The 25,039-nt window shown below is 66.5% G+C and carries 29 protein-coding genes; 1 reads left to right on the top strand and 28 read right to left on the bottom strand.

Annotated elements, in window-relative coordinates:
* The 9 genes from GO615_RS14710 to GO615_RS14750 all read right to left on the bottom strand — a co-directional run.
* Positions 1 to 349 (bottom strand): helix-turn-helix domain-containing protein (locus GO615_RS14710; protein WP_211167129.1); only part of this gene is annotated, 349 nt, incomplete at its 3' end.
* Between the two features lie 412 nt (positions 350 to 761).
* Entirely contained in the window at positions 762 to 1,343 is a 582-nt protein-coding gene (gene radC, locus GO615_RS14715) for a RadC family protein (protein ID WP_246262299.1), read from the bottom strand.
* Between the two features lie 491 nt (positions 1,344 to 1,834).
* Positions 1,835 to 2,479: a hypothetical protein gene (locus GO615_RS14720; RefSeq protein ID WP_169129336.1), complete on the bottom strand. Its 645-nt coding sequence runs from the start codon at positions 2,477 to 2,479 to the stop codon at positions 1,835 to 1,837.
* Between the two features lie 14 nt (positions 2,480 to 2,493).
* Positions 2,494 to 3,405, bottom strand: a complete 912-nt coding sequence (locus GO615_RS14725) for a transglycosylase SLT domain-containing protein (protein WP_169129338.1) — start codon at positions 3,403 to 3,405, stop codon at positions 2,494 to 2,496.
* Positions 3,406 to 3,415: 10 nt separating this feature from the next.
* Positions 3,416 to 3,976 carry a hypothetical protein gene (locus GO615_RS14730; protein WP_169129340.1) on the bottom strand — a complete coding sequence of 187 codons (561 nt, stop codon included), beginning with the start codon at positions 3,974 to 3,976 and terminating at the stop codon, positions 3,416 to 3,418.
* A 10-nt stretch (positions 3,977 to 3,986) separates the two neighbouring features.
* Complete coding sequence (locus GO615_RS14735) at positions 3,987 to 4,526, bottom strand: PFL_4695 family integrating conjugative element protein (protein WP_169129342.1); 540 nt, start codon at positions 4,524 to 4,526, stop codon at positions 3,987 to 3,989.
* A gap of 5 nt (positions 4,527 to 4,531) precedes the next feature.
* Positions 4,532 to 5,560, bottom strand: a complete 1,029-nt coding sequence (locus tag GO615_RS14740; protein WP_169129344.1) for a TIGR03756 family integrating conjugative element protein — start codon at positions 5,558 to 5,560, stop codon at positions 4,532 to 4,534.
* Between the two features lie 11 nt (positions 5,561 to 5,571).
* Positions 5,572 to 5,991, bottom strand: a complete 420-nt coding sequence (locus GO615_RS14745) for a TIGR03757 family integrating conjugative element protein (protein WP_169129346.1) — start codon at positions 5,989 to 5,991, stop codon at positions 5,572 to 5,574.
* Positions 5,988 to 6,806 (bottom strand): DsbC family protein, encoded by an 819-nt coding sequence (locus GO615_RS14750; RefSeq protein WP_169129348.1) that lies wholly within the window; start codon positions 6,804 to 6,806, stop codon positions 5,988 to 5,990. The genes GO615_RS14745 and GO615_RS14750 overlap by 4 nt, the downstream gene beginning before the upstream one ends.
* A gap of 32 nt (positions 6,807 to 6,838) precedes the next feature.
* Between GO615_RS14750 and GO615_RS14755 the strand changes: the two genes are divergently transcribed.
* Positions 6,839 to 7,147 (top strand): hypothetical protein, encoded by a 309-nt coding sequence (locus GO615_RS14755; RefSeq protein ID WP_169129350.1) that lies wholly within the window; start codon positions 6,839 to 6,841, stop codon positions 7,145 to 7,147.
* Positions 7,148 to 7,158: 11 nt separating this feature from the next.
* Here the strand turns inward: GO615_RS14755 and GO615_RS14760 are convergent, their stop codons facing one another.
* The 19 genes from GO615_RS14760 to pilL2 all read right to left on the bottom strand — a co-directional run bounded on the left by GO615_RS14760 (position 7,159) and on the right by pilL2 (position 24,533).
* The gene (locus GO615_RS14760; RefSeq protein ID WP_169129352.1) at positions 7,159 to 8,751 is read right to left on the bottom strand and encodes a conjugal transfer protein TraG N-terminal domain-containing protein; all 1,593 of its coding nucleotides are present in this window, start codon (positions 8,749 to 8,751) and stop codon (positions 7,159 to 7,161) included.
* A gap of 12 nt (positions 8,752 to 8,763) precedes the next feature.
* Positions 8,764 to 9,138 (bottom strand): hypothetical protein, encoded by a 375-nt coding sequence (locus tag GO615_RS14765; RefSeq protein ID WP_169129354.1) that lies wholly within the window; start codon positions 9,136 to 9,138, stop codon positions 8,764 to 8,766.
* The gene (locus tag GO615_RS14770) at positions 9,135 to 10,454 is read right to left on the bottom strand and encodes an integrating conjugative element protein (RefSeq protein WP_169129356.1); all 1,320 of its coding nucleotides are present in this window, start codon (positions 10,452 to 10,454) and stop codon (positions 9,135 to 9,137) included. The genes GO615_RS14765 and GO615_RS14770 overlap by 4 nt, the downstream gene beginning before the upstream one ends.
* Positions 10,451 to 10,987, bottom strand: coding sequence for a hypothetical protein (locus tag GO615_RS14775; protein WP_169129358.1), 537 nt, complete (start codon positions 10,985 to 10,987; stop codon positions 10,451 to 10,453). The genes GO615_RS14770 and GO615_RS14775 overlap by 4 nt, the downstream gene beginning before the upstream one ends.
* Positions 10,987 to 13,836 (bottom strand): conjugative transfer ATPase, encoded by a 2,850-nt coding sequence (locus GO615_RS14780; protein WP_169129360.1) that lies wholly within the window; start codon positions 13,834 to 13,836, stop codon positions 10,987 to 10,989. Before GO615_RS14780 ends, GO615_RS14775 begins: the two co-directional genes overlap by 1 nt.
* Before the next feature lie 13 nt (positions 13,837 to 13,849).
* Positions 13,850 to 14,320, bottom strand: coding sequence for a TIGR03751 family conjugal transfer lipoprotein (locus GO615_RS14785; RefSeq protein WP_211167130.1), 471 nt, complete (start codon positions 14,318 to 14,320; stop codon positions 13,850 to 13,852).
* 13 nt (positions 14,321 to 14,333) lie between these two features.
* Positions 14,334 to 15,788 carry a TIGR03752 family integrating conjugative element protein gene (locus tag GO615_RS14790; protein WP_169129364.1) on the bottom strand — a complete coding sequence of 485 codons (1,455 nt, stop codon included), beginning with the start codon at positions 15,786 to 15,788 and terminating at the stop codon, positions 14,334 to 14,336.
* Between the two features lie 9 nt (positions 15,789 to 15,797).
* Positions 15,798 to 16,853 carry a TIGR03749 family integrating conjugative element protein gene (locus GO615_RS14795; protein WP_169129366.1) on the bottom strand — a complete coding sequence of 352 codons (1,056 nt, stop codon included), beginning with the start codon at positions 16,851 to 16,853 and terminating at the stop codon, positions 15,798 to 15,800.
* Positions 16,850 to 17,623: a PFL_4703 family integrating conjugative element protein gene (locus tag GO615_RS14800; protein WP_169129368.1), complete on the bottom strand. Its 774-nt coding sequence runs from the start codon at positions 17,621 to 17,623 to the stop codon at positions 16,850 to 16,852. The genes GO615_RS14795 and GO615_RS14800 overlap by 4 nt, the downstream gene beginning before the upstream one ends.
* A 16-nt stretch (positions 17,624 to 17,639) precedes the next feature.
* Positions 17,640 to 18,074 (bottom strand): TIGR03750 family conjugal transfer protein, encoded by a 435-nt coding sequence (locus GO615_RS14805; protein ID WP_169129370.1) that lies wholly within the window; start codon positions 18,072 to 18,074, stop codon positions 17,640 to 17,642.
* A gap of 8 nt (positions 18,075 to 18,082) precedes the next feature.
* Entirely contained in the window at positions 18,083 to 18,520 is a 438-nt protein-coding gene (locus GO615_RS14810) for a TIGR03745 family integrating conjugative element membrane protein (protein WP_169129372.1), read from the bottom strand.
* 81 nt (positions 18,521 to 18,601) lie between these two features.
* A complete protein-coding gene (locus GO615_RS14815; protein WP_169129374.1) occupies positions 18,602 to 18,832 on the bottom strand; it encodes a DUF3262 family protein in 231 nt (76 codons plus the stop codon).
* A gap of 16 nt (positions 18,833 to 18,848) precedes the next feature.
* Positions 18,849 to 19,145, bottom strand: a complete 297-nt coding sequence (locus GO615_RS14820) for an integrative conjugative element protein, RAQPRD family (RefSeq protein ID WP_169129376.1) — start codon at positions 19,143 to 19,145, stop codon at positions 18,849 to 18,851.
* Positions 19,146 to 19,162: 17 nt separating this feature from the next.
* Positions 19,163 to 19,933 carry a TIGR03747 family integrating conjugative element membrane protein gene (locus GO615_RS14825; RefSeq protein ID WP_169129378.1) on the bottom strand — a complete coding sequence of 257 codons (771 nt, stop codon included), beginning with the start codon at positions 19,931 to 19,933 and terminating at the stop codon, positions 19,163 to 19,165.
* Positions 19,930 to 22,059 carry a type IV conjugative transfer system coupling protein TraD gene (gene traD, locus GO615_RS14830; RefSeq protein WP_169129380.1) on the bottom strand — a complete coding sequence of 710 codons (2,130 nt, stop codon included), beginning with the start codon at positions 22,057 to 22,059 and terminating at the stop codon, positions 19,930 to 19,932. Before traD ends, GO615_RS14825 begins: the two co-directional genes overlap by 4 nt.
* A 270-nt stretch (positions 22,060 to 22,329) precedes the next feature.
* Positions 22,330 to 22,905 (bottom strand): transglycosylase SLT domain-containing protein, encoded by a 576-nt coding sequence (locus GO615_RS14835; RefSeq protein ID WP_169129382.1) that lies wholly within the window; start codon positions 22,903 to 22,905, stop codon positions 22,330 to 22,332.
* Positions 22,902 to 23,387 carry an integrating conjugative element protein gene (locus GO615_RS14840; RefSeq protein WP_169129384.1) on the bottom strand — a complete coding sequence of 162 codons (486 nt, stop codon included), beginning with the start codon at positions 23,385 to 23,387 and terminating at the stop codon, positions 22,902 to 22,904. The genes GO615_RS14835 and GO615_RS14840 overlap by 4 nt, the downstream gene beginning before the upstream one ends.
* A 10-nt stretch (positions 23,388 to 23,397) precedes the next feature.
* On the bottom strand, positions 23,398 to 24,051 hold the full coding sequence (locus GO615_RS14845) for a hypothetical protein (protein WP_169129386.1): 654 nt from the start codon (positions 24,049 to 24,051) through the stop codon (positions 23,398 to 23,400).
* Positions 24,048 to 24,533 carry a PFGI-1 class ICE element type IV pilus protein PilL2 gene (gene pilL2 / locus GO615_RS14850; RefSeq protein WP_169129388.1) on the bottom strand — a complete coding sequence of 162 codons (486 nt, stop codon included), beginning with the start codon at positions 24,531 to 24,533 and terminating at the stop codon, positions 24,048 to 24,050. Before pilL2 ends, GO615_RS14845 begins: the two co-directional genes overlap by 4 nt.
* Between the last annotated feature and the right edge of the window lie 506 nt (positions 24,534 to 25,039).

Genomic DNA, 25,039 nt, shown 5'->3' on the forward strand with positions numbered 1-25,039 from the left:
GGGTGACGTCGGTGGGAGGGGTGACATCGACGGGAGCCGTCTTTCGGGCTGCGGCGTCGTCCGCAAGCGTCTTAAGTTTCACGACGTTGAGCTGGTACTGCTTGGTGGTGCCGGGCGCACCACCATTGGCATTCCCGACTACCTTGAGGTATCCCGTTTTTTCAAAGGTGTGGATGATCCGACGAGCCTGCTTTTCCGAAACACGGATCTTCTCCGCAACAGCTTTCATCGACGGGTGGAGACTTCCGCCCTCGTCGTTGCACCAGTCGGCGAGAGCGAGCATTGCCAGCATCTCGCTTCCAGACGCAGGGAATCCTTCCCACACGAGCGACATGACCTTGATGCTCATGACGCCGCTACCTCACGGGTAGGTCGAGGCGCACGGCGGCACCTCTTTGTTCATGTGGCAGGGGAATTTTTTCGTCATGCGAGTCCTGACCGACGCCGATCAAGCCGTCGATTCGGCGCCGGGGACATGCTGCCCGAGATTCATTCATGTGCTTCCTCGCTGGCGTTCGTGGTCCGGATGGTTGATGCATGCCATGCCGCGGCTGATGGCAGTTGCATCAGCCGCGGGGCGGGGAATCAGGACGAGTCGACGTCAGAACGGCGAGAAGCGCCGGTTGACGAGCAAGGGATTGAGCGAGTGTCGCGCGAAGCGAGAGAGCGAGGGCGTCCCCGCCGGGTCTCGAGAGACGGCAGGGTGCCGTCGAGACAAGACAAAAATAGCGGCCAAATCGCGGTTTGGCAAGAACGCAGGACTACAGGAGCCCTCGCTGGGCAAAGGACACGTCCGCAGCGCCGGCGATGACGAAGTGGTCGAGCACCTTCACGTCGACCATGGCGAGAGTTTCCTTCAGTTGTCGGGTCAGGCACTCGTCGGCGATCGAAGGCTCACAAGCGCCCGACGGGTGCTGGTGCGAGAAGATCACTGCGGCCGCACGAAGCTCGAGTGCTCGGCGCACGATTTCGCGCGGGTAGACGCTGGTCTGCGTCAAGGTGCCACGGAAGGCTTCCTCCGCGTGGAGGAGGCGGTTGCGGGCGTCCAGGTACAACACGACGAAGATCTCATAGGGGCGACCCATGAAAAAGGTACGGAGAAACGCGCGCACGGTCTCGGGGGCATCGAGCGCATCGCGCTCCGCCAAGTCTTCGGTTAAGCCTCGCTGCAGAATCTCCAGTGCATTCGCGAGGGCGTGCCAGGGCTCCGTGCGCGGATCCCGCGCGATCTCGAGAACCTTGGCCCAGGAGCCGCAACGCTCCCACACGTCTTCGGCCTCCTGGCCGAAGAAGCGCTCCAGCAGTGCTGCGTCAGACAATGTCGTCGAATGGAAGTGGAACATTGGCATCTCCTTTGAAAGACATGGAGAGCCGTCTCCGCGTGGGGGAACGACTCCCCACGGGAAAAATGAAACTGAACAGAACCCCGGGCTCGAAAGCCGTTCCGGTGTCAGGGGCTAACCGGATTCAATAGAGCCGCGAACGGCCCTGCAGCGTCACCTATCCTATGCGCAGCTGGTCGTGTCCGCAATGGCTCGATTCGATGCTCACACCCTGATCGATTAAGGATGCGAGTGGAGTCGAGGCGAGGGCTGGCTTCGAACGTGTCTCAAACGTATCCCCGCCCGTTACATCCCGTGCAAAGCTGGAACTCGGATACGGATTCCATCCCGCGGCCGCCGCAGGCGCGGCAAGGCTCGTCGTCGTACGAGCGGCGTTCACGACCGCTGCCGCCGCAGCTGCGGCAAGGGCGTTCGACCTGGGCGCGGACTTCGCGCGCGCCGCGGCAGTGCGGGCAGGGGCGTTCGTCGTCGAGCATTGGTGATCCCGGGGGCTAGAAGGTGTTGTTGAGGCTTTTGAGTACCTGGTCCGGCAAATCGCGCCAGCCGGCGGGGTCGTCGGTGGTCACGCAGTACTGGCCGGTGACGCGGGTGCCGGGGCCGTCGCGGGCGAGGTCGAGCTGCAGCTTGTACTGGCGCCGGCCGTTGGCCACGTCGGGCGAATGGACCACTTGTTCGAGGCGGTAGAGGGCGCCGGGTGAGGTCTCATGAAGATAGCCCGCGATGTAAAGTCCCGCCTCGCCGGTTCCTGATTGAAGCTTGGCTTGGTTCGGGGTAACGAAGCTGTACCGGTTCATTACCCGCGCATAAGTTGAATCGACGTCGCGTACGGAGCGTGTAGAGAATGGATGGCATTCCACGTTCTTGCGCCAGTTCCGATAGATCTTCTTGCCGAGCGTATCGTCGGGCGAGTCGAGATTCGTCGGGGTCGGTGCGTTCTGGGGCGGCTGCTGGCGCATCCGCTCCCGCGTCTCGTCGGCATCGCGTTTGGCTTGCTCCTCGCAGGCCTTGCGATCAGCCGCGCCCATGCACTTGGCGCCGAAGATCAGGCCGTCGAGCACGTCAGCGCGGGCGGACTGCAGGGATGCCGCCAGAAGGAGGGCGGCCAGGTATGGCGTCCGTTTCATCATCGCCTCCATGGAAGTCGCCAGATCTACATCATGATGAGCAGCACGATCCATGTCAGAACGATAGCCCGAGCAACGTTGACCGCAAGCTCCCGCTTTGTATCAAATCCCTCCGACAAGCCCCGCCACTTGGCGACGATGACCCATGCGATCCAGGTAACGAGGGTCATCGCGGCAATTCCGACCAGGAACTGCCGGACCTGCCCCATGTGATAGCCGGTGGCACCGAAGAAACCCTGTGCAGCAGACGTGTAGCCGAAGCCGCTGCCATTGAGCAAGGCGGCGGAGCCCGTCCCGGCTGACGGCCTTAAGGGGGAAGGGGTAGGGACATGGCCGCCAGGCGAACCGCCCGACGGGGTGCCCGCGAGGACCTCGGCGTAGCTCGGAGGCGCGAAGGCCAGCGTATAGCCGGCAAACTGCCCCAGGTAGGAGACGAGCCTGGTGCCGTTGCCGTCGGCCGGATCCGTCGCTCCTCCGGATTTGAGCCACTCCCCAACGGTGCCGGCGCCCACAAGGTGTGCTGCGGCGACGAGACCCGAAGCAGTGATCGGGACGCTGTTGATCGTCGTCCCCAGGTAGCTTTCGGCACCATAGACCTTCGTGAGGGTGTTCCACATCTGCCGGTGGTAAGCGGATACCGCCTGGACCTGGGCATCGGGATTTGCAAGCAGATCGGCCAGCGAACTGACGCCGTACTTGCCGGTGAAGGTGCCGGTCCAGTCGTTGGTTTTCGGTGTGCCGTCGCCCGAGTAGAGGCCTACGTCCTGGAGGGCGGCCTCGCTGAACTGGAAGAGGCCGACGTGACCGAACTGGTTGGTGACCCGTGGGTTCATCGTGCTCTCCCGCTGCCCCAGGGCTTTGAGGAAATCGGTGTACGTCACGCCTGCCCAGACGAGGCTGGCCAGCAGAAACAGGACGAAAGCGAGACGGGCTTTCATGCCAGACCTCCTATTGGCTTGGGCACTGAGTTCCGTCGGGCCTGATGGAGCGCGCGTACTGGTACACACCGTCCGCGGCGAGGTGCCACACCCCGTGGCACATCCCACGGCGGCCCACGACCAGGTCGCGCCACCCTTGGGTCGTTGTTGGCAGCACGCGGTAGGCGGCCGCCGCGACGTCGAGGCGCCGGCTCCAGCGCCCGTCGGGGAGCCTGGCGAACAGCCAGATGCTGCTGCCCGTCATCCCCGACGTGCAGGTGTTGCCGGCGACAACGAATACCTCCGGGAGCCCGTCGCCGTTCAGGTCTTCGAGGGACACCTCGGGGTGCATCGCCGTTTCGCAGGCCGGAAGGCTGCTCACGACGACGCCGTCGCGCAGGGCAAGAGGCGTGACGGCAGCGATCTCGCGCCGTTCCGTCTGAGATAACGCGGCAGGCGGCACGGTGGCGAAGAGCGCGGCTGCGAGGGCTCCGAGTTCGGCATGCGACGGATCCGTGGCGGGCGATGCCCCCGAGTAGGCGAGGGCAAGTGCGATCACAAGCCGATGCGGGCGGATGCTTCTCTGGCTCATCACGTGCCTCCTACTGCGAAATCGCCCCATCGGCGCCGATGAGGACGGGCCAAACGTGGATCCCGGCCGCTTCGAGGAGCGCATCGGGCGACATGGGCGTCATGTGCAGGTCGACCAAGCCCCGCAGACGCAGAAAATCCTCGGGGGTGCGCACCGATGCGACGATTCCCCGGGCGCCCATCCGATGCAATGCGTCCGCGTTGCGTTGCATCCAGTCGACGGAGGCCGCATCGTCGCCGACGATGAAGATGGGTTGTCCCGGCCCGCCCGGCAACTTGCTTGGCATGGGGTTCTGCAGCAGCCGGCCGGGCCCCCCGCGGGCTGAGACGACCGGGAAGAGCTGCGGAGAGGGTGGTTGCCACGGCGGCTGGGATACCGGCTCGCGGGCCTCCTCGCTGGCGTCGTCGGCGAACGGCTCGAAGTAAGGCGCGAGCGGTACGCCACCAGCGTCGTGGATGACGGTCGGCGGCCGGCTGGCAAGGGGGGGCGCCGACCAGGATGGCGCAGCGATGAAGACGGCCAGTAGAGGCACGAAACGGACAGGACTCATCGCAATCACCACAAGCCGAACTGGATGCTGCCGAGGAAGATCTGGCCACGCACCCTGCAGCAGGCGTAGGGACGCCAGAGGGTGTAGGCATAGCTGCCGGAATGGGTGGCCATGGCGTCGCCGTAGGAGACCGGGCTCGCGGTGTCATTGAGTCCGAAGACGTGGCAGGGAGTGGGGACCGCGACATTCATCTGCCACAGGCCGCCCATGGGATCGTTTTCGCGCGCTGGCGGCGGATCCCACACGAGCTGACCTCGCCGTCGTCGCGTGCCGCCCGAGGTGACGTAGGCGTAGACGTGCGGCTGCGCGGGCCGGGTGATGAAATCGGCGATGCGCTGCGACAGGACCGCGGCGGCCTTGACCTCGTGTTGCTGGACGACCTCACCGGTACGCGGATAGACGTTGCCCCAGGTATTGAGCGGCGGGGTGCCGACCTCGCGCATTCCCGGCACCCAGGAGGCTGGAAGGAGAAGCTCCGCCGGTAGATAGGAACGCCACACGGCCGCGTCGAGTTTCGACTGGTAGTAGGGGGCGAAGGGAATGATGGCCGAGGGGCAGGTGACGAGGTCGGGCAGCCCGGCCGCGGGATGGCCGACGGCATCGGCGTCGCGGAAGCGCCGCTGCTTGTCTGTGCGATCGGCCTGCGAGTGTGTGCCGGCGCTGTCGGCCAGGTCGACGCCGAGCAGTGTCCCGAGGAGCCCGCGGCTCGCTGCTGAGATTGGGATGCCAATTTCCGGCCACGGGTGGGTCGCGACGTCGTGGTAGGTGCTCACCACCAGATCGGGGGCGAAATGGCTGATGCGGGTCGATGTGCGGATGGAGCATCCGACCGGTGTGCAGCGCAGCCAGAAGCAGATCCCCGAAACATGCCACGCGCTGCAGGCCGGGTAGGTCGCGACCGCCTGGGCGAGGAGGGCAGCGGTAGTGGTGGACTCCGCCGCGCCGGTTAGAGGCGCGCAGGTTATGGCACAGGCGGCCACGATCGCGCGCAGACGCGGCGCCTTGGCTGACCGGGTGACGGAACACGCGCGCATGCCGCTTTCCCCTACCGACCGCCTTGGGCACGCCACGTCCGGTAGATGGCGCGGGCCTGATCCACGTTCTCCACGCCATAAACGACGGCCGCCCCATCGAATACGATTGCCGGGACTTTGGTGAGCCGGTAATTCATGGCGGCGGTCAGGCCCCGTGCGCTGGCCCCGATCGCCTGGCGGTCTGTGTCGGTGAGTGCCTCGAAGCGGCGCCTGGCGACCGCTTCGGCCTGGACGGGGTCGGAGGGCAGCCCGGCGGACAGGGTGGCGTTGATCCGCTCCATGCCATCCACGTGATACACCGTTGCCGTCCCCGTTCCGCGCAGCAGTTGCGTGCTGAGCTGGAAGATCTCGACCCGTTCCTGGGCCTGGACGGACGGAAGGGCGGTGGCGCAGGTCACAGAGGCGACCAATCGGCGCATTGTCGCGTTCACCTGCCTGCTCCCTGGGCAGCACGCGTCAGGGCTTCTTCGAGCTCGGGGCCGGAGATCGCTCCGACTACCCGGCGCCCGTCGTCCAGTACGAGGGTAGGTGTGTTGCGGATTCCATGGCTACGTCCGAATTCGACGATCCGCCGGACATGGTCCATGGCCGGTTCGCAGTGAGGCTCGATCTGCCGTGGCGCGGGCGCACCTTCCATGTAGGCCCGCCATTGATCGGCCGGGCGATCGCTACCGCACCAGGTGCCCACGGCTGCGGGAATCGAGTCGGAGGAGACGACCGGGTAGGTGAATGTATAGATCGTGACGTCGTCGAGCGCGGTGAGCGTCGGCTGGAGTGACCGGCACGCGGGGCACGCCGGGTCCTCGAACACGGCGAGCCGCCTCGAGCCGTTCCCGCGCACAGTCTTGATCGCCACGTCGAGCGGCAGATCTGCGAAGGGGATTGCCGTGAGCGCCTCGAGCCTCGCCTGAGTGAGATCGCGACGCTCAACCATGTCCACCAGGCGACCTTCCACGAAGGCATAGCGACCGGTCGCGTCCACATAGAACACGTCCATCCCGTTGACGACCTCGTAGACGCCGGAAACGGGCGTGGGGGCCACCGAGACGGGCCGGACCTGCCCGGAGGTGTTGCGCATGATGGAGGCCTTGATGTCGTCAGCTGCCTTTGACGAATCGGCCGTGGCGATGCCGACGGAGAACGGCAGGAGGAATATGCCTGCCACCACGTGGCTTACAGCGCGGTACATCTTCGAGGTGTACGTACCGGGTCGGGCGGCGTATTTTTCAATATGGGTTATTGTCATTGGTAGATTCCTCACGGGCGTAGGAGGCACGTATGAAGCCGATTGCGAACCTGATCCGCGCGACGTTCGTTGGCGCGTTTGCCCTCATGGCGGGGACGGCGAAACTGTTGGCTTTCTTCCTGACGACTGGGCGTGACGACGAAGTGGAGAACCCTGAGCGTGGCGCCGACGCGTTCGGGCGTAACGCCATCGCACCGTTCGACTACGGACCTCTTGGTGGCCTGGACGTCGCCGAGGGGGGGTACACGGGTTATACGGTGCATGGTCGCGAACCGATTTCTGTCGGTCGGAACGGGGAAAGAGTCGGCGCATTCTCCGGCGACCCGATCGTCCATTTCTGAGCCAGGCGCGCTCATCCTCGACCCCGCCGGAGTGTGTGCCCGACGCCCCCGACGAAACGGGCGGCGATGTTCGCCCCGGATTGCCCAGCGGCCATGCCTGCGGTGATTGCACTGTGTTTCATGGCGTCGATGCCGTGGACCACGTGCAGGCCCGCCCACCCCATCATTCCGCTCCAGATCAGGGGTAACCCGAGGTAAAGGCCGATCAGGAGCGTATTCAAGGTGCTGCGCTTGAGCGCCGTGTCGAACTCCAGGTGCAGGACGTTGAACAGCAGATGTCCGCTGTCGGGGTACATCGCGACCCACAGGTGTTCGTCGACCCACATCGCGATGTACCAGAGGACCGCCCACAGCTTGACGGTGAAGATGGCGAGCGCGCCCAGGAACATGATCTGAAGGCTGTAGCGCCCGAAGACCAGGATCAGGGGCATGAACATATAGATGCCCATGAGGATCAGGGGCTGGGCGAGGGTTGCAAATTGAATGATGGGGAAGCGGGACGCCTGGGCGTGAAGTGCCTTGTTCACCATTCCGGCCATCCCGGCGACGTCGGGGCCAGCCCCGAGGAGGGCTTGGTACCAGCTGCGGTTGTCGTCGGGGAGCATCGTTTCGGGTGCGATCGCAGGGTTCGACCGCCCCATCGCCAGCCGCGCAAGACCATCTTCGCGCTTCTCGGCGGCCACCGAGCTGAAGACCAGTGCCACCTTCTCGGTCAGCGACGTGGATGCCGCCGCGAGATTGCCGATGCCTTTGACCAGCTTGGCGCGTACCCCGAGCGCGGGGTCTGCCCACCATTCGTGACAGGTGGGGCGTCCAAAGTCCGGGACGGCGGCGTTGGTGTCCATGTCCGCATCCTGGTGGGCCACGTCCAGGGCGAAGCCCGGCACGCCGGCCCGTGCATGGAGGGCCGGGTAGAGGTTCGGGTCGGCCTGAAAGGCGTGGCTTCCCATCCAGTCGGGATCGCCGTCGCCGTAGGTCTCCAGTGAGGCTGCTGCGGACGGGGACGGGGGAGCTTCGAGGTAGCGCGACCGCGCCGGCAAGTAGCATTCGTTGAAGAAGCGCTGCACCTCCGCGCGCAGGGTGGGATCTTCCACTGCGGCGGAACGGGCGAACTCCTCTACCTCCCGGAGGCCGCCAAGACCGCCGGAAATACCGCCGCGCACCGCATCGTTGAACCCGCCTGACAGGCTCATGACGGCAAACCACCAGGGCGGCAGTTCGAGGTGTTGCGGCACCAAGCTGAAGGCATCGTCGTAGGTGCTGTCCGAGTTCGTTCCGGTTGCAGTGGCGGGGGCCGGATTGAGCGCGGTTGTTGCCGGGGTGTGGTGGAGGTTGACGTTCTCGAGACTGGTGCCGACCGGCGTGAAGCAGAAGGCCATGACGAAGATGGCGGTCCAGAACTCGACCTCCATCTTCCGGACCATCCAGGCCGCATCGGCGCCCTCGACTGCGTTGATTTCATGAGCGCGCAACCAGGTGCCGATGATGATGAAGAGGAAGGGAAGGAAGATGATGCCGGTGTCCACGAGGATGTCGCGAAAGACGCCCGCGAACGCCCAGCCGTACATGGTGGTGAAGAGCTCCAGGTAACTGTCGACGCTCACGGCGGGCTCCTTCTACATGCTGCCGAACGGAATGCCGAGCACCACGAGGAGTTCGATGGCGAGCAGGGCGATGCAAAACCGATGGCGCGCGCCCAGAAATGCCGCACGAGCCTCTTCTGGCCATCGTGCCGGCAGGCGGTGAGCGAGCCGCGGCCAGGCGAGCCACAGCGCGGCGATCGCGAGGAGGTGCACGCCGACCAGATACGGCTTGATCCGCCCCACGACGTGGTGCAGGACGTCCAGATTGTCGCGGAATCCGAGCGCGGCCAGCGCTACCACGACGAAGGCGGCGAGACCGATCACCGCCAGAAGGGCGACAACGGCGGAGCGCGCGAGCGGACGGGTGATGGGGCGCCGGCGTCCCGACGGCAATGGGTGAACCGTCATTTCTTGACCCGCCCGCCGATCATGGGTTGCTGGTCGACTGGTTGTTGGACGGCGTTTGCGCCCGAAGCAGCACGCGCCGCGTGATAACTGTCCAGCAGGACCGTCGCTGTCTCGGAGATGACGCGCTTACGGACGTTGGCCTCGTAGAGCACGTCGTCGATGTGGCGGTTCAGCTCCGCGAGCTTGGATTCGATCTGTGTATTGGCGGTCTTGTACACCTCCGGGATCATTCGTCCCGTCAGGAGCAGGTTCCGGATGATCAGTGCCTTGTCGACAGTCCTCGCCAGTGCTAAGTCCTGGACGAGGCGCTGGCGCGCAATGCCTTGCTCGATGGCAGGGAGCTCGCGAATGGCGTCGACGAGCTCGCGGGTCACGACGACCCCAGGGGCGGAGGCCGCCGCCAGATCCGTCCCGCGTGGCACGGCGTTGGCGAATACGGCGTCGATTTGCCCTTGCACAACCGGGATTTCAAGCTCGAATTTCTGTATCAGGCCAAGGCCGGTTTTCGACTGCGGGACGGGACAGCCATTCTCCTTGCAGGTAGTGACCTCGACATCGCCAAGTACGTCCGTTCCGTACGTGGCGGCGCTTCCCGGAGAGGGGAAGGTGCCGGTCAATTTGACCGCGGGATAGGTGGCAGACGACGTCTTGGGCGCCTGGCCCATTGTGACGTTGAAACCTCCGAATACCGTGTCATATACGATCCGGACCGGTTCCTGGTCGACTCCCCCAGCCTTTCCTCCTCCCACCCAAGTGATGCCGTCATTCCCTGCACTGACGCCCACACTGTCCTTCGCCGCTACCACATCCCTGGTGACGGTCGCCTGCTGCTTCCAGGCCTCGCCCCGGGCCATGCGAATGAAATCCTCGTAGGGATCCTCGCCGGCCTTGATCTGGGCCTCCATCTCCTCGCAGCTCTTGGTGGCGATCTGGATCGCCACCTCGGCCTTCTTGGCGTAGGTCTGAAACAGTTCATACAGCCCGGGCGATGCGCGCTGGAACAAATACAGCGGAAGCGCCGTGATGCCCGCCTTGACGCCATTGGTGACCTGGGTCCCAAGCGCTGCGAACTGGTTCATCAAGGTCTGAAAGGACAGCCCGAAGTCGTAGGCCCCGCATGAGTAGTGAAGGCGTGCCACCCCCGACAGGGCGAGCTTGTAGGGCACGCCGCGGGGGTTGGCTGCACGCGAGGCGGGATCGCCGCCTCCGAGCCGGTAATAGAGGCTGGAGCGGGTGCTCGGGATATCTGCGGCCACGAGGGCCGTCGCGCTGAGGCCAAGGAGGACGGCGGCGGCCATGTTGCGCATCGTCTTCATGGATTTTCCCGCGAGTACTTGATGGCGCGGCCCACGAGCTCGGCAGCCGTGCCCGAGAATTGGCCGTTGAGGATCTGGTCGACGGCGACGGGGTGGCGTCCCAGATGACGCACGAACGGCATCGCGTCCGCGGTGCTGGCGACCGTGAGCGGTAGCGTGGTGGCGGCCCAGTCCAGCCACTGGAACAGGCGCCCGCCCAGATGCTGACGGGCCTTGTCGAGGCCGGCCACGAGGACCAGAGCCCGCCCGAAGAGCACGGTGCTGAGGTCGTCGTCAAGGTCGTCGCCGTCCACCTCGAGGCCGACGATGACCCCGGAAACGATCCCTCGGCCGTTCGCCAGGAGCTGGATGTAGGCCACGTCGTCCGGCTCCGTGATCGCCTTGGCGCGGGCCCACAGGGCGAACGCGTCGTCGGGCAGGTACTCCAGGAAGAGCAGGCGGTGATGCCCGCGGGCTTCGGCGGCGACGCGGTCGAGCTGTGCGCTCAGGGCGAGGTCGCCGGCAAGGGGTACGCGAGGGTCCGGGGCGTCCATCACGCCGCCCTCTTCGCCGCGATCTCGCGGGAAATCGCGTAGGCCGCCTCGAGCTCCGTGCAGCCGGTGGCCTTCATGATGTCGAGGCGCCAGGCCTTCTCGTGCTTCTCCGTCATCGCGAGCGCGATGGCGAGCGGCGGGGGCACGTTCCTGAAGAGGGCCTGCATCTGCGGATTGAGGATCACCCCCTCGGTGTACTTCGGCGGCTCCTTGCGGGCGGACTCCATCAGCGCGCGCTGCTCGGGAGTCAAGGAGCGGAAGCGGGCGACCTGTTCGATCTCGTCGCGATCCATGGTAAGCAGCACCCAGTGCTCGCACATGTTCAGGATGCGGGAGGCCGAGGCCGGGAAGTCCTGCATGTTCTGGGTGCCAAGCCAGTACCACGCCCCGAGCTTCCGCCACATCTTGGTGATCTTGACCGAGTAGACGTTCAGCAGATCGTTGGCGGTGATGATGTGCCCTTCATCGGTGAGGTTGATGATGGGGCGGTGGTCATACTGGGTCGCCTCGGCCAGTGCCTGGACGTGGGTGATCAGGGACGTATACGCGACCGCGAGGGCATCCTCGTAGCCCTCCTGTGCCAGCGTGCCCATCTCGACGATCGTGACGTCCGCATCCGGCCAGGTCGCGCCGTACCGGTTGAAGAGCCGTCCGCGCAGGCCTTCGCAGAAGACCATCATGGCCTGGCCCATCTCCTCCGCCCGGTCGCGTCGCGCGGGGCCCAGCTCCTCGTCGCTACGCATGGCCATCAGGGCGTGGGCGACGTCCTGTACCCGCGGATGCGGCTGGCCGCGGTCGCGGCCCTGGCGCGCCGCGGCCAGGATTCCCCGAGCGATCAGGTAGCGGTCCGCACGACTCATCTTGCGCATCTCGCGGTCCTCGCCGCCGGTAATCATCAGCGTGGCCGCAATCACCATCTCGCCCAGGATGTCGCGCTTGCCGGGGTCGGCAGCTTCGTCATCATCCTCAAGAGCCGCGGGGACTTCGGCAGCGTCGGAATCCGGGAGCTCGTCTTCATCCGGCGTCCCGAACGTCTTGTCGAAGGCCTTAATGCCGTCCTGATCGAAGAGACGCGGTGCCATGGCGAAGGGCGGAAGGCTGACCTCCGTGTCGGGGGTGAGCTCGACCTGATTGACGGTGAGCCCATGGCGACGCATGTGCTCGCCGAGGAGGCCGAAAGATTTCCCTGCGTCGATGATGAAAAAGCGCGGACGGTAGATCGCCATCATCTGCATCGCGAGATAGCACAGCGTCGCGGACTTGCCGGCACCGGTCGGACCCAAGGTCAGGAGGTGGGCGTTCTTGTTGCGATCGCGGGGATTCAAAGGATCGAACAGGAGGGGCTCGCCGCCGCGGTTCCACAACCAGAAGCCGGGATTGCCCGTGCCGCGGGCGCGCCCATAGAGGGGAAGCAGGGCGGCGATCTGGGAGGCGAAGGCGAGGCGCGAGCGGCGCAGGTGGCGGGCGTCGAACCGGGGATCGAAGCACATCGGGAGCGCACGCAGGAAGACGTCGCAGCCCTGCAGTTCGTCCATCGGCCGAATGAACCTGAGCCCCGATGTATGCAGGGCGGCGGTGAGGTCCGCCACCGTGCGCCCCAGTTGGGTGGCGTCCTCGCCCCGCACGAAGAGCGTGAGATACATCGGGTAGAGCTTGTCGGTACGCATGTTGTCGAGGACCGCCACCGCCTCGTCATAGGTGTGGGCGGCTTCGAGGGTGTTTGCGCGCGAGGCGCTCTTGATCGCTTCGACGCGACCGACCATCGTGTCCTGTGGGCAGATCACGATGGTGGCCGACAGCATCGTGCCTTCGGGAAAGCGGTCGAAGCGTGCGAAGAGCTTGCCGGCATGATCGCGCTCGGCGGTGAAGTGGCCGATCTCGGGGAGCTTGCGCATCGACTGCAACGCCAGCGCCCGCACTGGATGGCCGTCGAAAAACCACAGACCCGCCTCGGGATCCGACTTCGGTGCAGCGAGGAAGAGCTGTTCGCCAAGATCCAGATCGTCGGGCGCCTCGTCGGGTCCGGGGTACGGACACAGCCGGAGGAGCTCGCCGACGGTTTCGGCGAAGTCGGGCTTTGGGTTGAAGAACGGCAAGAGCCACGCATAGAAGTCCGCGGCGTTCATCGGCCGGGCATGGATGCCGGTCTGCGCCAGGCCGGTGACGAGCCCGCGCGCCGCCTGCTGCAGCGTCTCCGCAGGGTCGAGGAGTTCTCGGGAGAAGTCGAAGTCCGGCGGGAAACGACGGTAGATCGCGCAACGCACACGACGGATCTGGCCGCGCCACCGGTTGCCCGATACCCCCTCATCGAGGAAGAGGCCCTCGGACCGAGCCACGAGCGACAGATGCTCAGCCATCTCGGCGAGGAAGTGGCGCGTGAACTCGCTCGCGAGAATCTGCCGCGCCCGCTCGGGGGCCTTGGCATGCACCGAGACGATGTAGTCGCGTATGCGCTCGATCTGCCACGACAGGTCCGTGTCGTCGTTGCAGAAGAACTGGACGACCCACGGCGCCTCGTCGTACTCGGGCAGGGCTTGGAGCGCCGCCTGAATCTCGGCACAGCGTTCCTTGAGGTACTGATCGGCGCAGGCCTCGCTTGGCATCGGATCGAGCTCATAGAGTAGGGCACGCGAGATGCCGTCCTCGAGGAGGAAGGTGCCGGTGTTCTCGTCGAAGTCCCGCCAGGGCAGCAGGTCGGTGATGCTGGGCGGGCGGGCGGCGAGCCGCCGGCGCTCGCGGACGGTGAGGGGTTTCCTCGACATGGCGGGCTCGCGGCGCGAGGCCTCGGCGTGATCGGAGGCGGAGCCGGCGTTTGGTGCGAGTCCCAGCATGCGAATCAGTCCGAGCATGGCAGTCGCTCCGTCAGGGATGGGCCACCCGGGTGGCGGCAGGATCGCGCGCCGGCGTGATGCTCAGGGCGGGAGTGGACGCAGACGTGGGCGCGCGCGACGGCCGCATCGCGTCGGCCTCGCCGGGGAGCAAGTACTCGACGCGCTCGTACATCGGAAAGGCCGTCACGTAGCCCGGCGCCGGATACTTCCCGCGGGACAGGTGGGGAAACACGACCATGATGAGATCCGGGTTCGGTAGCCGGGCGAAGCGGCGCTCGAGCTGGAGCATCGCCGGCTCCAAAACCGAGCCGGGCAAGACTTCGGTGGCGGGCCGCAGCGGGAGGGCTTCGCGAGCGCGCATGCGTTGGTACTCGGAGGTGCGTTCGCGGTAGATCTCCTCGACGCTGGGCCCGTCGTCCGGCAAGGGCGACTTGCGGGGCCCGGCGACGCTGCAGGCGCCGAGGGCGAGGACTGCCACCGTAGTGGCTGTGAAGAGGCGCACAAGTCTCGGAAGATCAGTCGAGTCCATAGTAGCTACCTCGCAGATGGGAAGTCCCGGTCGCCGACGTGTCGAGACGCCCGTAGTCGATGCGCCGTGCGTCGGGCGCCTTGTCGATCTGGATCTCGGCGTCGATATGCACGTCAACCTCGCCGCCGGCGCGTACGACGACCGCATCGAAACTGTCGGTGAGCCGGCGCATCAGCCAGTTCGTCACCTCGTCGGTGCCGGCGCTCGCCATCTGCCCGAGGATGTAGGTGCCCTTGCTCCCCGTGACCCGGCTGCTGGTGGTCCCGAAGACGTTCTCTGTGGTGGTCGTCTGGGCCGCGGCCGCTGCCTGGCCCGCGATCGACAGGCTCCGCAGGCCGATGGTGTCGGTGAGGACGGCCGGGGCGTTGGTGACGAACTGCCCGGGGATGCAAGGGTTGCCGTGGCGGTCGGAGATCCAGCCGAGCTTCGGCGCTGCGGCGAGCGAAGGCTTGCCACCGGCCGCAGTACCGCTCGCACCGTACAACGGGGTCGTCCCGTCGCGGCGACGGCTGACCGTCTGGATGCTTCCGTCGTTGAAGACGAAGGTCATGGACTGGATGAGACCCTCGGCGCAGGAGAGCGTCATGTCCCCGATGGCGATTCCCGACACCACGACGCCCGCGAGGTTACGGGGAAGGTAATGACCGTTGGCGGCCAGGTTCTCGGGCCCCAGCAGGAGCTTGAACTGCATCGGATCGGTCACCTTGCCGTCCACCGGTACTCGGCCGACGATCGTGGTCATGTTGGCGACGCCTGTCAGGGTCGCGTTCTCCGGGATCGTGTAGAACGGCGTGGGGGCAGGGGGCGCCGTTCGAGCCTGGGCACCCTTCGTCCGGCTGGCGGGCGGCGCGGCTTCGGCGAGGGTGACTTTGCGCACGATGCCTTGCCGTCCATCGGCGCCCTTGCCCATCTCGTAACCCAGCGGCAGGACGCGGGTCGGCGCGCCGGTTCCGGCGAGCGTCGCCGCATCCGGTTTCCCCTTGTCGAAGCCGAAGCCGGCAGGAAGGTTTGCCGCGCCGACCGCTGATCCGAGCAGACCGCCCGACGACTGGGTGTCTGGCGCGGGGGGCTGCTGGCGCTTGAGGGCGTCCATCTCGGCGGTCATCTCGGTGCGCAGCTCGCGGCGAAGCTGTTCGCGGATGCGGTCCTCGCTGCGCTGGCGTCGATCGTTCTGCTCCTGCAGGCGGCGGTTTTCGGCGATCAGCGACTGCACTCGATCGTTCAGCTCGGTGTAGCCCGCGACCACGGTGTTGAGGGTTTCCTGCGGCGTATCGGCGTCGGCCCCCTTGGCGGTGGGCGGCAAGGGGGTCTCCGGCACTTTGGTCAGCGGCGGGCCCGGCTCGACGCCCGGCGACTCGCTCTGCTTGTAGAGGATGAAGCCCGTCACGATGAGGGCAATCACGGCGAGGACGGGGACGAGCCTGTTCTGGGCGATCTGCATGGCCGCCTCCTAGCGCCACAGCGGCACGGCCGCGAACGGCCGGTCGGAGACGAGGTAGACGGCGGTGGTGTCGGCGTCGGAGCCACGGGGCGAGAGATGCCAGTGCTGGGGCGTGGCGGCGATCCACTGCCCCCGTAGCCACCGCATGTCCAGCTCAAGCTCGATGGCGCGCCCGGTGCGGTTCGTGAAGCGCACCGCCGTGACGTGCAGCGGCCCACTCGACCATGCCCCGAGAGGCGCGGTTTCGATCTCTCCACCTCGGTAGAGGCCGACCATGGGCGACTGATCGACCGGCTCCTGACGCACGCCCGGCAGTGCGGGAAGCAGGCGGGCCGGCGCATACAGCATCTGCGCGACGTAGCGCGTGAGCTGGATCATATCGACCGCCGGCTCGTCGTTCCGCCGGCTTTCGGCGCGTTCGTCACGCTCTCCGGCCGCATCTCCAGGCAGATGGACGCGGAGTATCGGCGGGACCTGGCCTCCTTCGATCGACTCGATATCGAGCGGAACCGTTGCGCTGCCGTCGATCGCCTGGGCATACAGGCGTGTGCGTGGGAAGGGGGCGTTCGCAGTCAGATACGCGGTGTCTTCGATGATCTGGACCTCAAGCAGACTCTGCAGGCCGGCGGGCACATCGATTGACGCGACGAACGGGAATTGCACCAAGCGCTCCCGCTCCGGGCTCAGGAGCACCTGGACGGGGAGGCGCTCGAAGAGCACATGCTGGGTACGGCCGCCGTCGGGCCGGCCATCGACAGAGCGAGCGGGCGGGGGCGCTGCCGACTGCGATTCGCGGGGTGATGGTGCATGTGCGGATTTCCCGGTGGTAGGGCCGTCGGCATGGGGCGCGGGCGCCGGAGCGGGCGAGGGAACCGGTTGCGCGGGAAGGGCGCCGAGATCCAGGGTCGTCGTGCCCGCGGGATGCCAGGTTGGCACCGCCCCTTGGCCGACAGTACCCGGCGAGAGGTTTGCCGGGACAGTGACTGTGGCTTCGGGCTGCTGCGCAGAGGCGGAGGCAAGCACACCGAGGCAAACAAGCGCTGGGGCGGCGCGCGTGGCGATCATGACGACTTCTCCTGGGTTTCCGGGACTCGCAGCGGCACGGCCTGCGGCAGGTCCGAATCGGGATCGGCGGTCGAGGGTGCTGCGGCCGGAGGCAGTGGCGCCGCCGGCGCCGGCTGGGTGGCGATCGGCGCCTCGAGCGCCCGCGGGTCGATCCGTTCGGGATATCGGCCGGCAAAGCAGTTGAGGGCGAGCCCCCAGGGGTTGCGCTCACGGTCCACGTCGTAGCGCACGACGTGCAGGGGATAGCGGATGAAGGTGTCCTTCACGGGCATTCCCCTGGAGGTCTCGAGAATCTGGGCATCGAGGAGCACGGTCCATCCGCCGTTGCCGTGCGCCGTCACCCGGTTCGCGGTATAGCCGTAACCGGGAATCTCCAGTAGGGCGCGAGTGCGCTGGATCAGCTCCGCATCGCCGGCCTTGGTGCTGACGTCCTTGAGGAGCTGCTCGCGGCAGGAAGGCGTCAGGTAGTTCTGGAGCGCGTAGATCTGCGCGACGTAGTCCTTGGAGCCATCCTTGGCCCAGCGGTTGACCTGCTGCCAGATTAGATACCCGAAGGCATAGACGTTCGGAGGCGGAACCGCCGGCGTATGTCCCGCGCGAACGGTGGCTCCGTGGGAGAGGTCCGGCGGAATATGCACGGTGAAGTCCGTCTGCCTCATGAACCGGTCGGCCACCGCGAGCAGCACGATGACCAGCGCAACGAGGATGGCCCAGGACTGGAGGCGAATCGTCGCGCGGGCGTTTGCGAGGTTGTCGGTGTAGGCGGGCATGGCAACGCTCCGGGTCTCAGCACAACGGATTGCGGCGTTTCGCCACCGGAGGGGGCTCGAGTGTGCGGCCGAGCTCCCAGGCGCCCGCGTGCGTGACGAAATGGGAACGGATGAGGCCGAGGCGCGCCGCGCGTCGCTTGAGCAACTGCACGTAGTAGTGATCGGGGCGATTGCGCTTCATCGTGGCGAGGTACCCGGCCGCGAGCCAGACCGTGGCGATGGGACCGGTGGCGATGATGAGGACGGCCACCGGAAAGTGCCGCAGGGCGAGGCCCACCACACTGCCCACCGGGAACCACAGCAGGAAAGCCAGCGAGATGGTCCACTTCGACTCGGTGTACGAGAGCCCCTTGATGATCGCGGGCTCCGCGTTCACACGATCCGGCAGTGGCGCTGGGCCCGATCCGACGGAGATCTCCGGCTGCGGCGCCAGGAGGCTGGAGGAGTCCATGACCGTCCCTAAGTGATGATGACGGCCGCCTCGTTGAGGAGGTACACCATGAGCACCAGCACGACGGCACCGACCACGGCCAGCACGCCCAAGTCGCCGAGTTCCGCGCGACCGATGCGGTATTCGTTGAACTTCGCGATGCCGCCCGCGGCAACCGCGATAAAGCCCAGCGTGGCGATGATGAGCCCGAGGACGATCAGGCCGTTCTTGAAGTACTCCTTGCCGATCGCGATGTAGTCCCCGGACGCGGCGCCGTCTGCGGTGACGGCCGTCGGCAGCTCGGCCAGGGCCGGCTCGACGATGAAGACCGAGCCGAGGACGGTGAGGCCCAGCAACACGGCGCGGGCAGCACGGTTCGCCCGGTGCTGCAGACCAGGCGCCGGCGCTTGTGCCAGATGACGATTGATTGCGTTCGCGGTGCCCGAAGGTGGAATGAGGAGCTTCATGGTTTCCTCCGTGAAATGGTGAGGCGCCGCACTGTGGAATCCTTGCAAGCTTGCGGCTCGGCCTGCGAAGGTGGTCGCGATCTAGGTGAGGAGATAGATCAGCATCAGGACGATGATCAGTACGCGCAGCTTGTAGAACAGGAGCATCGGTAGGCGGCGCGGGTCGTCGAGGCCTTCGATCCCGAGTCTGCGCACCATGTCGGCGGCCCAGAGCACGATCACGGCGCCCACGAGCAGGGCAAAGAAGAGCGCGATATAGCCGGGCTGGTAGCCTGCGGCTGCCGCGAAAGCTTCGGACTGTTGGGGCGACATGTCAGTGCTTCCGGATTCAACGCCGGTAATCACCCTTCAGCGGTTCGATCGGGCGGGGATGGCGCGGCGCGTCGAGGTGATCGGCAATCCCGGCGCGGATGAGATCGAGGTCGCGCGCGAGGTTGTCGTACTGAAAATGGATGCGGGCGATGGAGGGCGCATCGGCCTTCGCCGCGCGAACCTCGGAGGCAAGAAGCGCGAGCTCGTGCTCGAGGCGCGCGAGGTTCTCGCGCTCGCGGTCGGCGTCGGCCGCCACCGGCAAGGCGGCAGCGGCGACAAGGGCGGCGATGGTGGAGCGGAGCGGCAATGACATGGCTGACTCCTTCGTTGCTACAGGTACTTCTTGAACGTGCTGGCGGTGGTCCAGACGGCGGCGGCCACCAGGGTTGCGAAGATCAGGACGAGATATGCCGGATTGAATCCGTCGAACGGCCACGCGAGATAGGCGGTGAAGCCGGCAGTGAGGAACCACCAGGCGAAGCGCTTCGAGTGGTGGTAGACGTAGGAGGACTCCCGTCCACCGGTCCACTTGCGCAGGTCGCGGCGGACCAGTCCATCGATCAGGCCGATGAGGATGGCCATCGCGAAGGCCGGCAGCGCAAAGAAGGCGATCGCCAGGCGGATGGCGGTGTCCTGGGCGACGTAGATAGCGGTCTCGACGACGCGCCCGGCTTCCTTGACGATGCGGCGAATGGCGCGCGCATGGGGATTCGCCTCCACGTCGGGCTCGATGGCAGCCGTACGGGCGATGAAGGCGGGGGCACCCAGCCAATGGAACGGACGTGCGACGCGTTCGGCGAAGTCGCGCGCAAGGGCGACGGTGTCGTCGACCATCAGCGATCGGGGATAGCCTTGGAGGTAACCGAAGTCCTCCTCCACGGCGGCCATGGCGCGCTCGACGCCGCGGCCCTTCCAGAACGTGTGATCGCCCAGGACGGTGAGCGCCGTCCCGAAGATCCATGAGCTGAGGGTGGAGAAGGCGAGGCCGACTACAACGCTCGCCAGGGAGGCAATGGGCCCGCGGGACCGGCCCGCCGCTGCGGTCGATGCGTGGGGTGCCGGGTGGTGGGCGGGGGTCGAGGTCGAAGCGGTCGTACTCATGAGGCCTCCCCGATGTCATCGCCCGATGTATCGAAACCCAGTGGGGTGACGAGCCCGATCGGCATGTCCTTCAGCCAATCGGTCTGCGCGGCCCAGTCCTCGGCCGTTCGATACTTGGCCCGCATCTGGATCGCCACGTCGCGGAGCGACGCCGGAATGAAGCGATCGTTTGTGGCATCGGGCAGCGGAAAGCGCAGCTTGAAGAGGCGGTTGCCCTCGAGCAGCGCGAAGGCCTGGCCTTGGGGCAGGGCCATGATGTCGGCGGGGGAGATCATCGGCATCCGTTGGGTGGTGAGGCGGTCCTCGTTGCGCGAGGTGAAGTCCGTCTCGGTCGCCCCGTCCGTGTCGCTCACGCCGGTCACCACCATCAGATGCTGGACGTCGACCTCGGGCAACTGGTTGCAGAAGAACTCCGCGGTGCCCGGATCCTTCACGCGCAGCATGATGAGGTTGTTGAAGTTGCCCAGTACCTGGCGGGCCTTGGCTGCATCGCCAAGCTTCGCCTCGATGTCGGGAATGGTCTGGGTGTACGCGGTGATGCTGAAACCCGACCCGCCGAGCTTGTTCACCATCGGCACGAACTCGGGGCCCGCGATCTCGTTGACCTCGTCGAAGTGGCAGGCCACGTCGGGCAGGATGATCTTGCCCTCGGGGTGGTGAGGATCGAGGCCGGTCTTGTAGAGCTTGCCGCCGACGCTCACGAGATCGGCGAGCATCGAGTTGCCGACGGCCGCCGCGACCGTGGCATCGGAGAGCGCGTCGAGGCCCACATAGACGATGCCTTCCTGGCGGATGACCTGCATCCAGTCGAAGATCGGCCGCGTGTCGACCGGATCGAAATAATCGGGCGAGATCAGCTTGCCGACGGGGCCGGTAGTGAGCTTCTCCAGGAAGGGGCCGAGAGAGGCCACGATCTTCTCGAAGAAGCTCCGTTCGTAGCGCACTGCGGTGGCGAGGCCCTGGAGGACGGCGTCGGGAAGCTGGAGGTCCTTCAGCACGTGCACGAGGGCGATCAGGCGGTCGCTGCGATCCTGCAGGGCGCGCGGAACGGTGATCTGGCGCTTCTCGATGCGGGTCTGTACTTCCTCGACCAGGGTCTCCCAGTTCTCGGGCCCCTCCGTGCGCAACGCGTGGGTCGCGTAGCGCAGGAAGAGGGGCTCGATGTCGGTGATGTCGCGAAGCAGCAGGCCGTAGGTGGGGACCTGCCCGAGGGCGACCTGGGCCTGGGCGACGAGATTCGTGAAGCGCCACGCGAATTCCTTGAACGCCGCGGAGTTGCCACTGGAAGGCAGCGGATTCGTCGTGCGGTTCGCGACTTCGGTGATGCGGGCGAAGTTGCCGATGCCGTTGTAGCGGGCGGAGATGTCGGGGTAGCCCAGATGGAAGAGGTAGAGCTGGTCCAGGCGCCCGGCACGAGCGGCCTCGGCATGGACGCGCAGCATGAGGTCCGCGTCGCCCTTCGGGTCGATGACGATGACGACCTTCCCATCGCGGATGTCCTGAGTGACGAAGAGCTCCATTGCGCGGGTCTTGCCGACGCGCGTCGTGCCGAGGATGGCCAGGTGACCGGGACGGTGTTTCTGCCCGAGGGCGACGTGGACCTCGTCGGGCTCGACCCCATGCAGGACCGGCGTCCCGCCGAGATCGGGAGGCTCGGAGAGCGGGTTCCACCAACGCGGGAGGAGGAGCGCTGCGGCAAGCGGCTTGAGCGGGGTCGGGCCCATCGCGCGGAGTAGCGCGCGCATTGCGCGAAGGCTGGCGCCCTCGACAAGATAGGGGTGGGCTTGTGGCCGCGTGGCGTCGATGCGGCGCTGGGTGTGTTGCTGCCCCCATGCGAAGCCTTCGCCCAGATACAGCTTTCCGGGAACGCGCGGCAGTTGGTGCGGCGCGATGGTCGTCACCTTGTACCGGGTGAGCCCGTACTGATAACGGCATACCCGCCATGCCTGGCGCGCGCGCAGGCCGGCGAAGCCGAAGGCGAGGGTCGCGGTGCCACGGCCGAGGTCAGGCGGCATCATCAGTGCCCACGGAGCGACGAGTGCGACGAGCCCGCAACTCGCCGCGGTCAGGGCGCTCCAGATCTCGATCGGGGGGCGCAGCCACGCCTCGATGGTGCCCTGGCTCATGTGCGATTCTGCAAGAAGAGCGCACAACCATGATCCATAGCCCGAGAGGAGGCCATTGAAGCGGACCATGGTTGTGCTGAAACCGCCGTTGCAGCGGTGGAGGAGTCGCAAGAACTGCGGAGGGAGGGAGACAGCGCGACGCGAATGGGATAGCGCGCCCGAGTCGTCCCGGCGCGATCACCTCCGACAAGAGCAGTGGAAAACGCAGCGGAGAGTCGCGCGCAGTCGGCTCCGATGGGGGAGGCAGCCAGAGGCGTCCGATGCAGCAGTTCAGGCATGATCGGGAATCCTCTCGAGTCGGTTGAAGACGGAATGCGCGTAACGGTTGGCTCGCACGAGGTCGGCGGGGTTGTGATAGGCGCCGGTGGCGTCGAACCAATTGGATGCGGAGCGGCGGCGGTCGAGGAGGATCGCGCCGGCCACTCGCAGGTTGTGCCAGGGGTCGAGCGCGAGCTCGGGGGTACGCAATTTGTCGGCGTGGTAGTGCCAGTTCACCTGCATCGGGCCGCAATCCACATTGCGTACCCCCTGCGCGAGCGCGCGCTTGAGCTCGGTGACGGCTTCCGGATAGCGTTGGTAACGACGGGGGCTACGGCGGACGTTGAGCGTCCAGGGCCAAGGCAGCGCCAGCGCCCCCCACTGCATGACGGATTCCTGGATCGCGATGGCAAAAAGGAGCTTCGGCGGAAGCGTGAGCGACCGGGCCACGCTGAGGTAGGCGGGCGGGACTGGCGGATAGACCGTCCGGCTGCGCTCGCTGCCGAAGGCGAGCGCCGGCACTGCAACAAACAGCCCGCCCTGGCAGAGGCGGGCGAGGAAGGCGCGACGTGCGCCGGACGCGCTCATGGCGCCGCCCCTCCCGGCGCGAAGTACCAGTTGGGGAGGGAGAGGGCGTTCGGGGCGCGCCCGAAGTCGATCGCCTTGTCTTGCGGGTAGAGACGCCGCATCGCCGCATCCCCGGCTCGTTGCCACGCGAGGACGCGCTGAGCATCGTCGTGCAACAGTTTGGTGAAGAGCTCCGCATAGCGGTCCCGCTCCGCGTCGGAGCGGGCGTGGATGCCAAGTACTTCGACCGGGCTGATGTTGGAGACGCTGAAGGCGCCGCGTGGGCCGCGCATCAGGTGTCGCGCGCGTTGCAGCTCCTCGACGGTGATGGCCCAGTAGCCAGCCTCGACGCGATCGATGGCGGCAACTTCAGTGGCCTCGGCCGCCGAGGGGGCCGTCGTGGTGGTACCGGGTTGGACGCCGCGCAGCCGCGTGTGGCCGGTTTCGACTGCCGCGGCCGGGTGCAGCGCGGCGACGAGGAGGAACAGGACCGTCTTGCGCATGTGCGGCGCCTCAGTGCTGCACGCCGATGGCAGTCAGGGTGCCGTCGGGCGACCGTAGGTGGACCCGACGGGTCTGCGGGTCGATGCGCTCGATGCGTGCAACACCCACGACATCGCCCTCGCGATAGAACGCCATCTCGCCTTGCAGGCCGCGAATCGCGACAGAAGGCTCACTGCCCCAGGTGTCGATCGACAGGACCGTGGGCATTCGCGGCTTGGGCGGCTTGGTGGCCACGGGCCGGCGTGCCGGCGCCGGACGGGGCGGATTGGCGAGCGTTTCCAGTTGCGCACGGAGGTCGTTGTTGTGCTCGTCAGACGCGACAAGGCGGGTCTCGATGGTGGCGAACCGGGCCTCGAGCGCCTCGAAGGAGCGGGAAAGTTCGACGATGCGCTCGTCAAGCCCGTCAATACGCGGCGAATCTGGAGGTGCCGGCTGGAGCTCGGGCGCCGCGATCGGTGGGAGCGGCTGCCGCACCGGCTCGGCACGCTCCGGTTCCGGAACCGGTTCCGACGATCGTGAGCCGAGGAGAAACAAGACCGTGCCAGTGACGAGCAGGGCAGTGATCAGGTGCAGCACGAGCGCGCGGTGGCCCGGCGAGCGCAGCGAAAATCGCGGAGCGGGACCGGAGGATGCGTCGACCAGCGGGGTTTGCGGCGCGTTCATTGGATCGCCTCCAGCGGCGTGGCGGGGGCGACGGGACGGATGTCGACCTCTTCAACCGTCGCCACCGTGCCGAGGGGCGCGGAGCCGGGATCCCGCAAGGCGATCCCCAGAGTGCGATCGACGGGCGACGGCTTCACGTCATAGGCGTCTCCGAGGAGAACCTGAAGAATGGCGCGGGCCGGGTAGGGCCCGAGGACGCGATGCGATTCGGGCAAGGGCAAGGCCAGGAGGGTTGTGGCAGCGGGGTCGGCGGATGCCACGCGGTAGCCGGTCCGCAGGAGGAGATAGTCGACTGCATCGCCCACGGTTCGCACCTGCTCACGCGGGAAGTGGACGGTCGCGACGACGATGAGAGGATCGACGGCGGCTGCAGCCGGGGCAGGCTCGGCGTCGGTGTAACGGGCAAGGCGGACGTGGTCGGGCGGGGTCGCCGACGTACCGGTGACAACCAGCAGTAGCGCAAGCGCAAGAAGGCGAGGCATGGCGGTCTGCTCCGTGATGGGAGGCGTCCTCACCGGGAGGCGGTGAGGACGCCGGGCTGCTGAGGTCAGCGGCCAGTCACGGGGCGCAGTGTGGCGAGCGCGTCGCGGTCTTGCAGCCCGAAATTCGAAAAAGATTTTTTGAGTTTCGCCTTGCATCGCGATGAAGAAAATGGCGGGCGAAAGGATTGAAGGGTGGGCGGCCCGCGGCGGTCCGCCTTCTACCGGGCTACGGGCCCAACCCGAAAGGGCGCCCAGCTCAAATTCCGCAGGGCGAAGGATTTACCGGTACGGGGCGCCGTGCGGCAAAGGCCGACGGGAGACGGGGCCTCCAGGCCGCCTGGAGCGACCTGGAGGCAAATGCGCCAAAGGCGCCGGCGTAACCGCTGCGGCATGTCAAGCGGAAAGTCGAAAAACCTGGCGCGAATTTGCGGCGGACGGAAAGGGCGAAATGCGGCACGCTCTCGTCGCGATCCGGCAATCGTGGGTGCCATCGAGTCCTCACCAAG

Source organism: Aromatoleum evansii (assembly GCF_012910805.1).
In the GTDB taxonomy this organism is placed as follows: Bacteria; Pseudomonadota; Gammaproteobacteria; order Burkholderiales; family Rhodocyclaceae; genus Aromatoleum; species Aromatoleum evansii.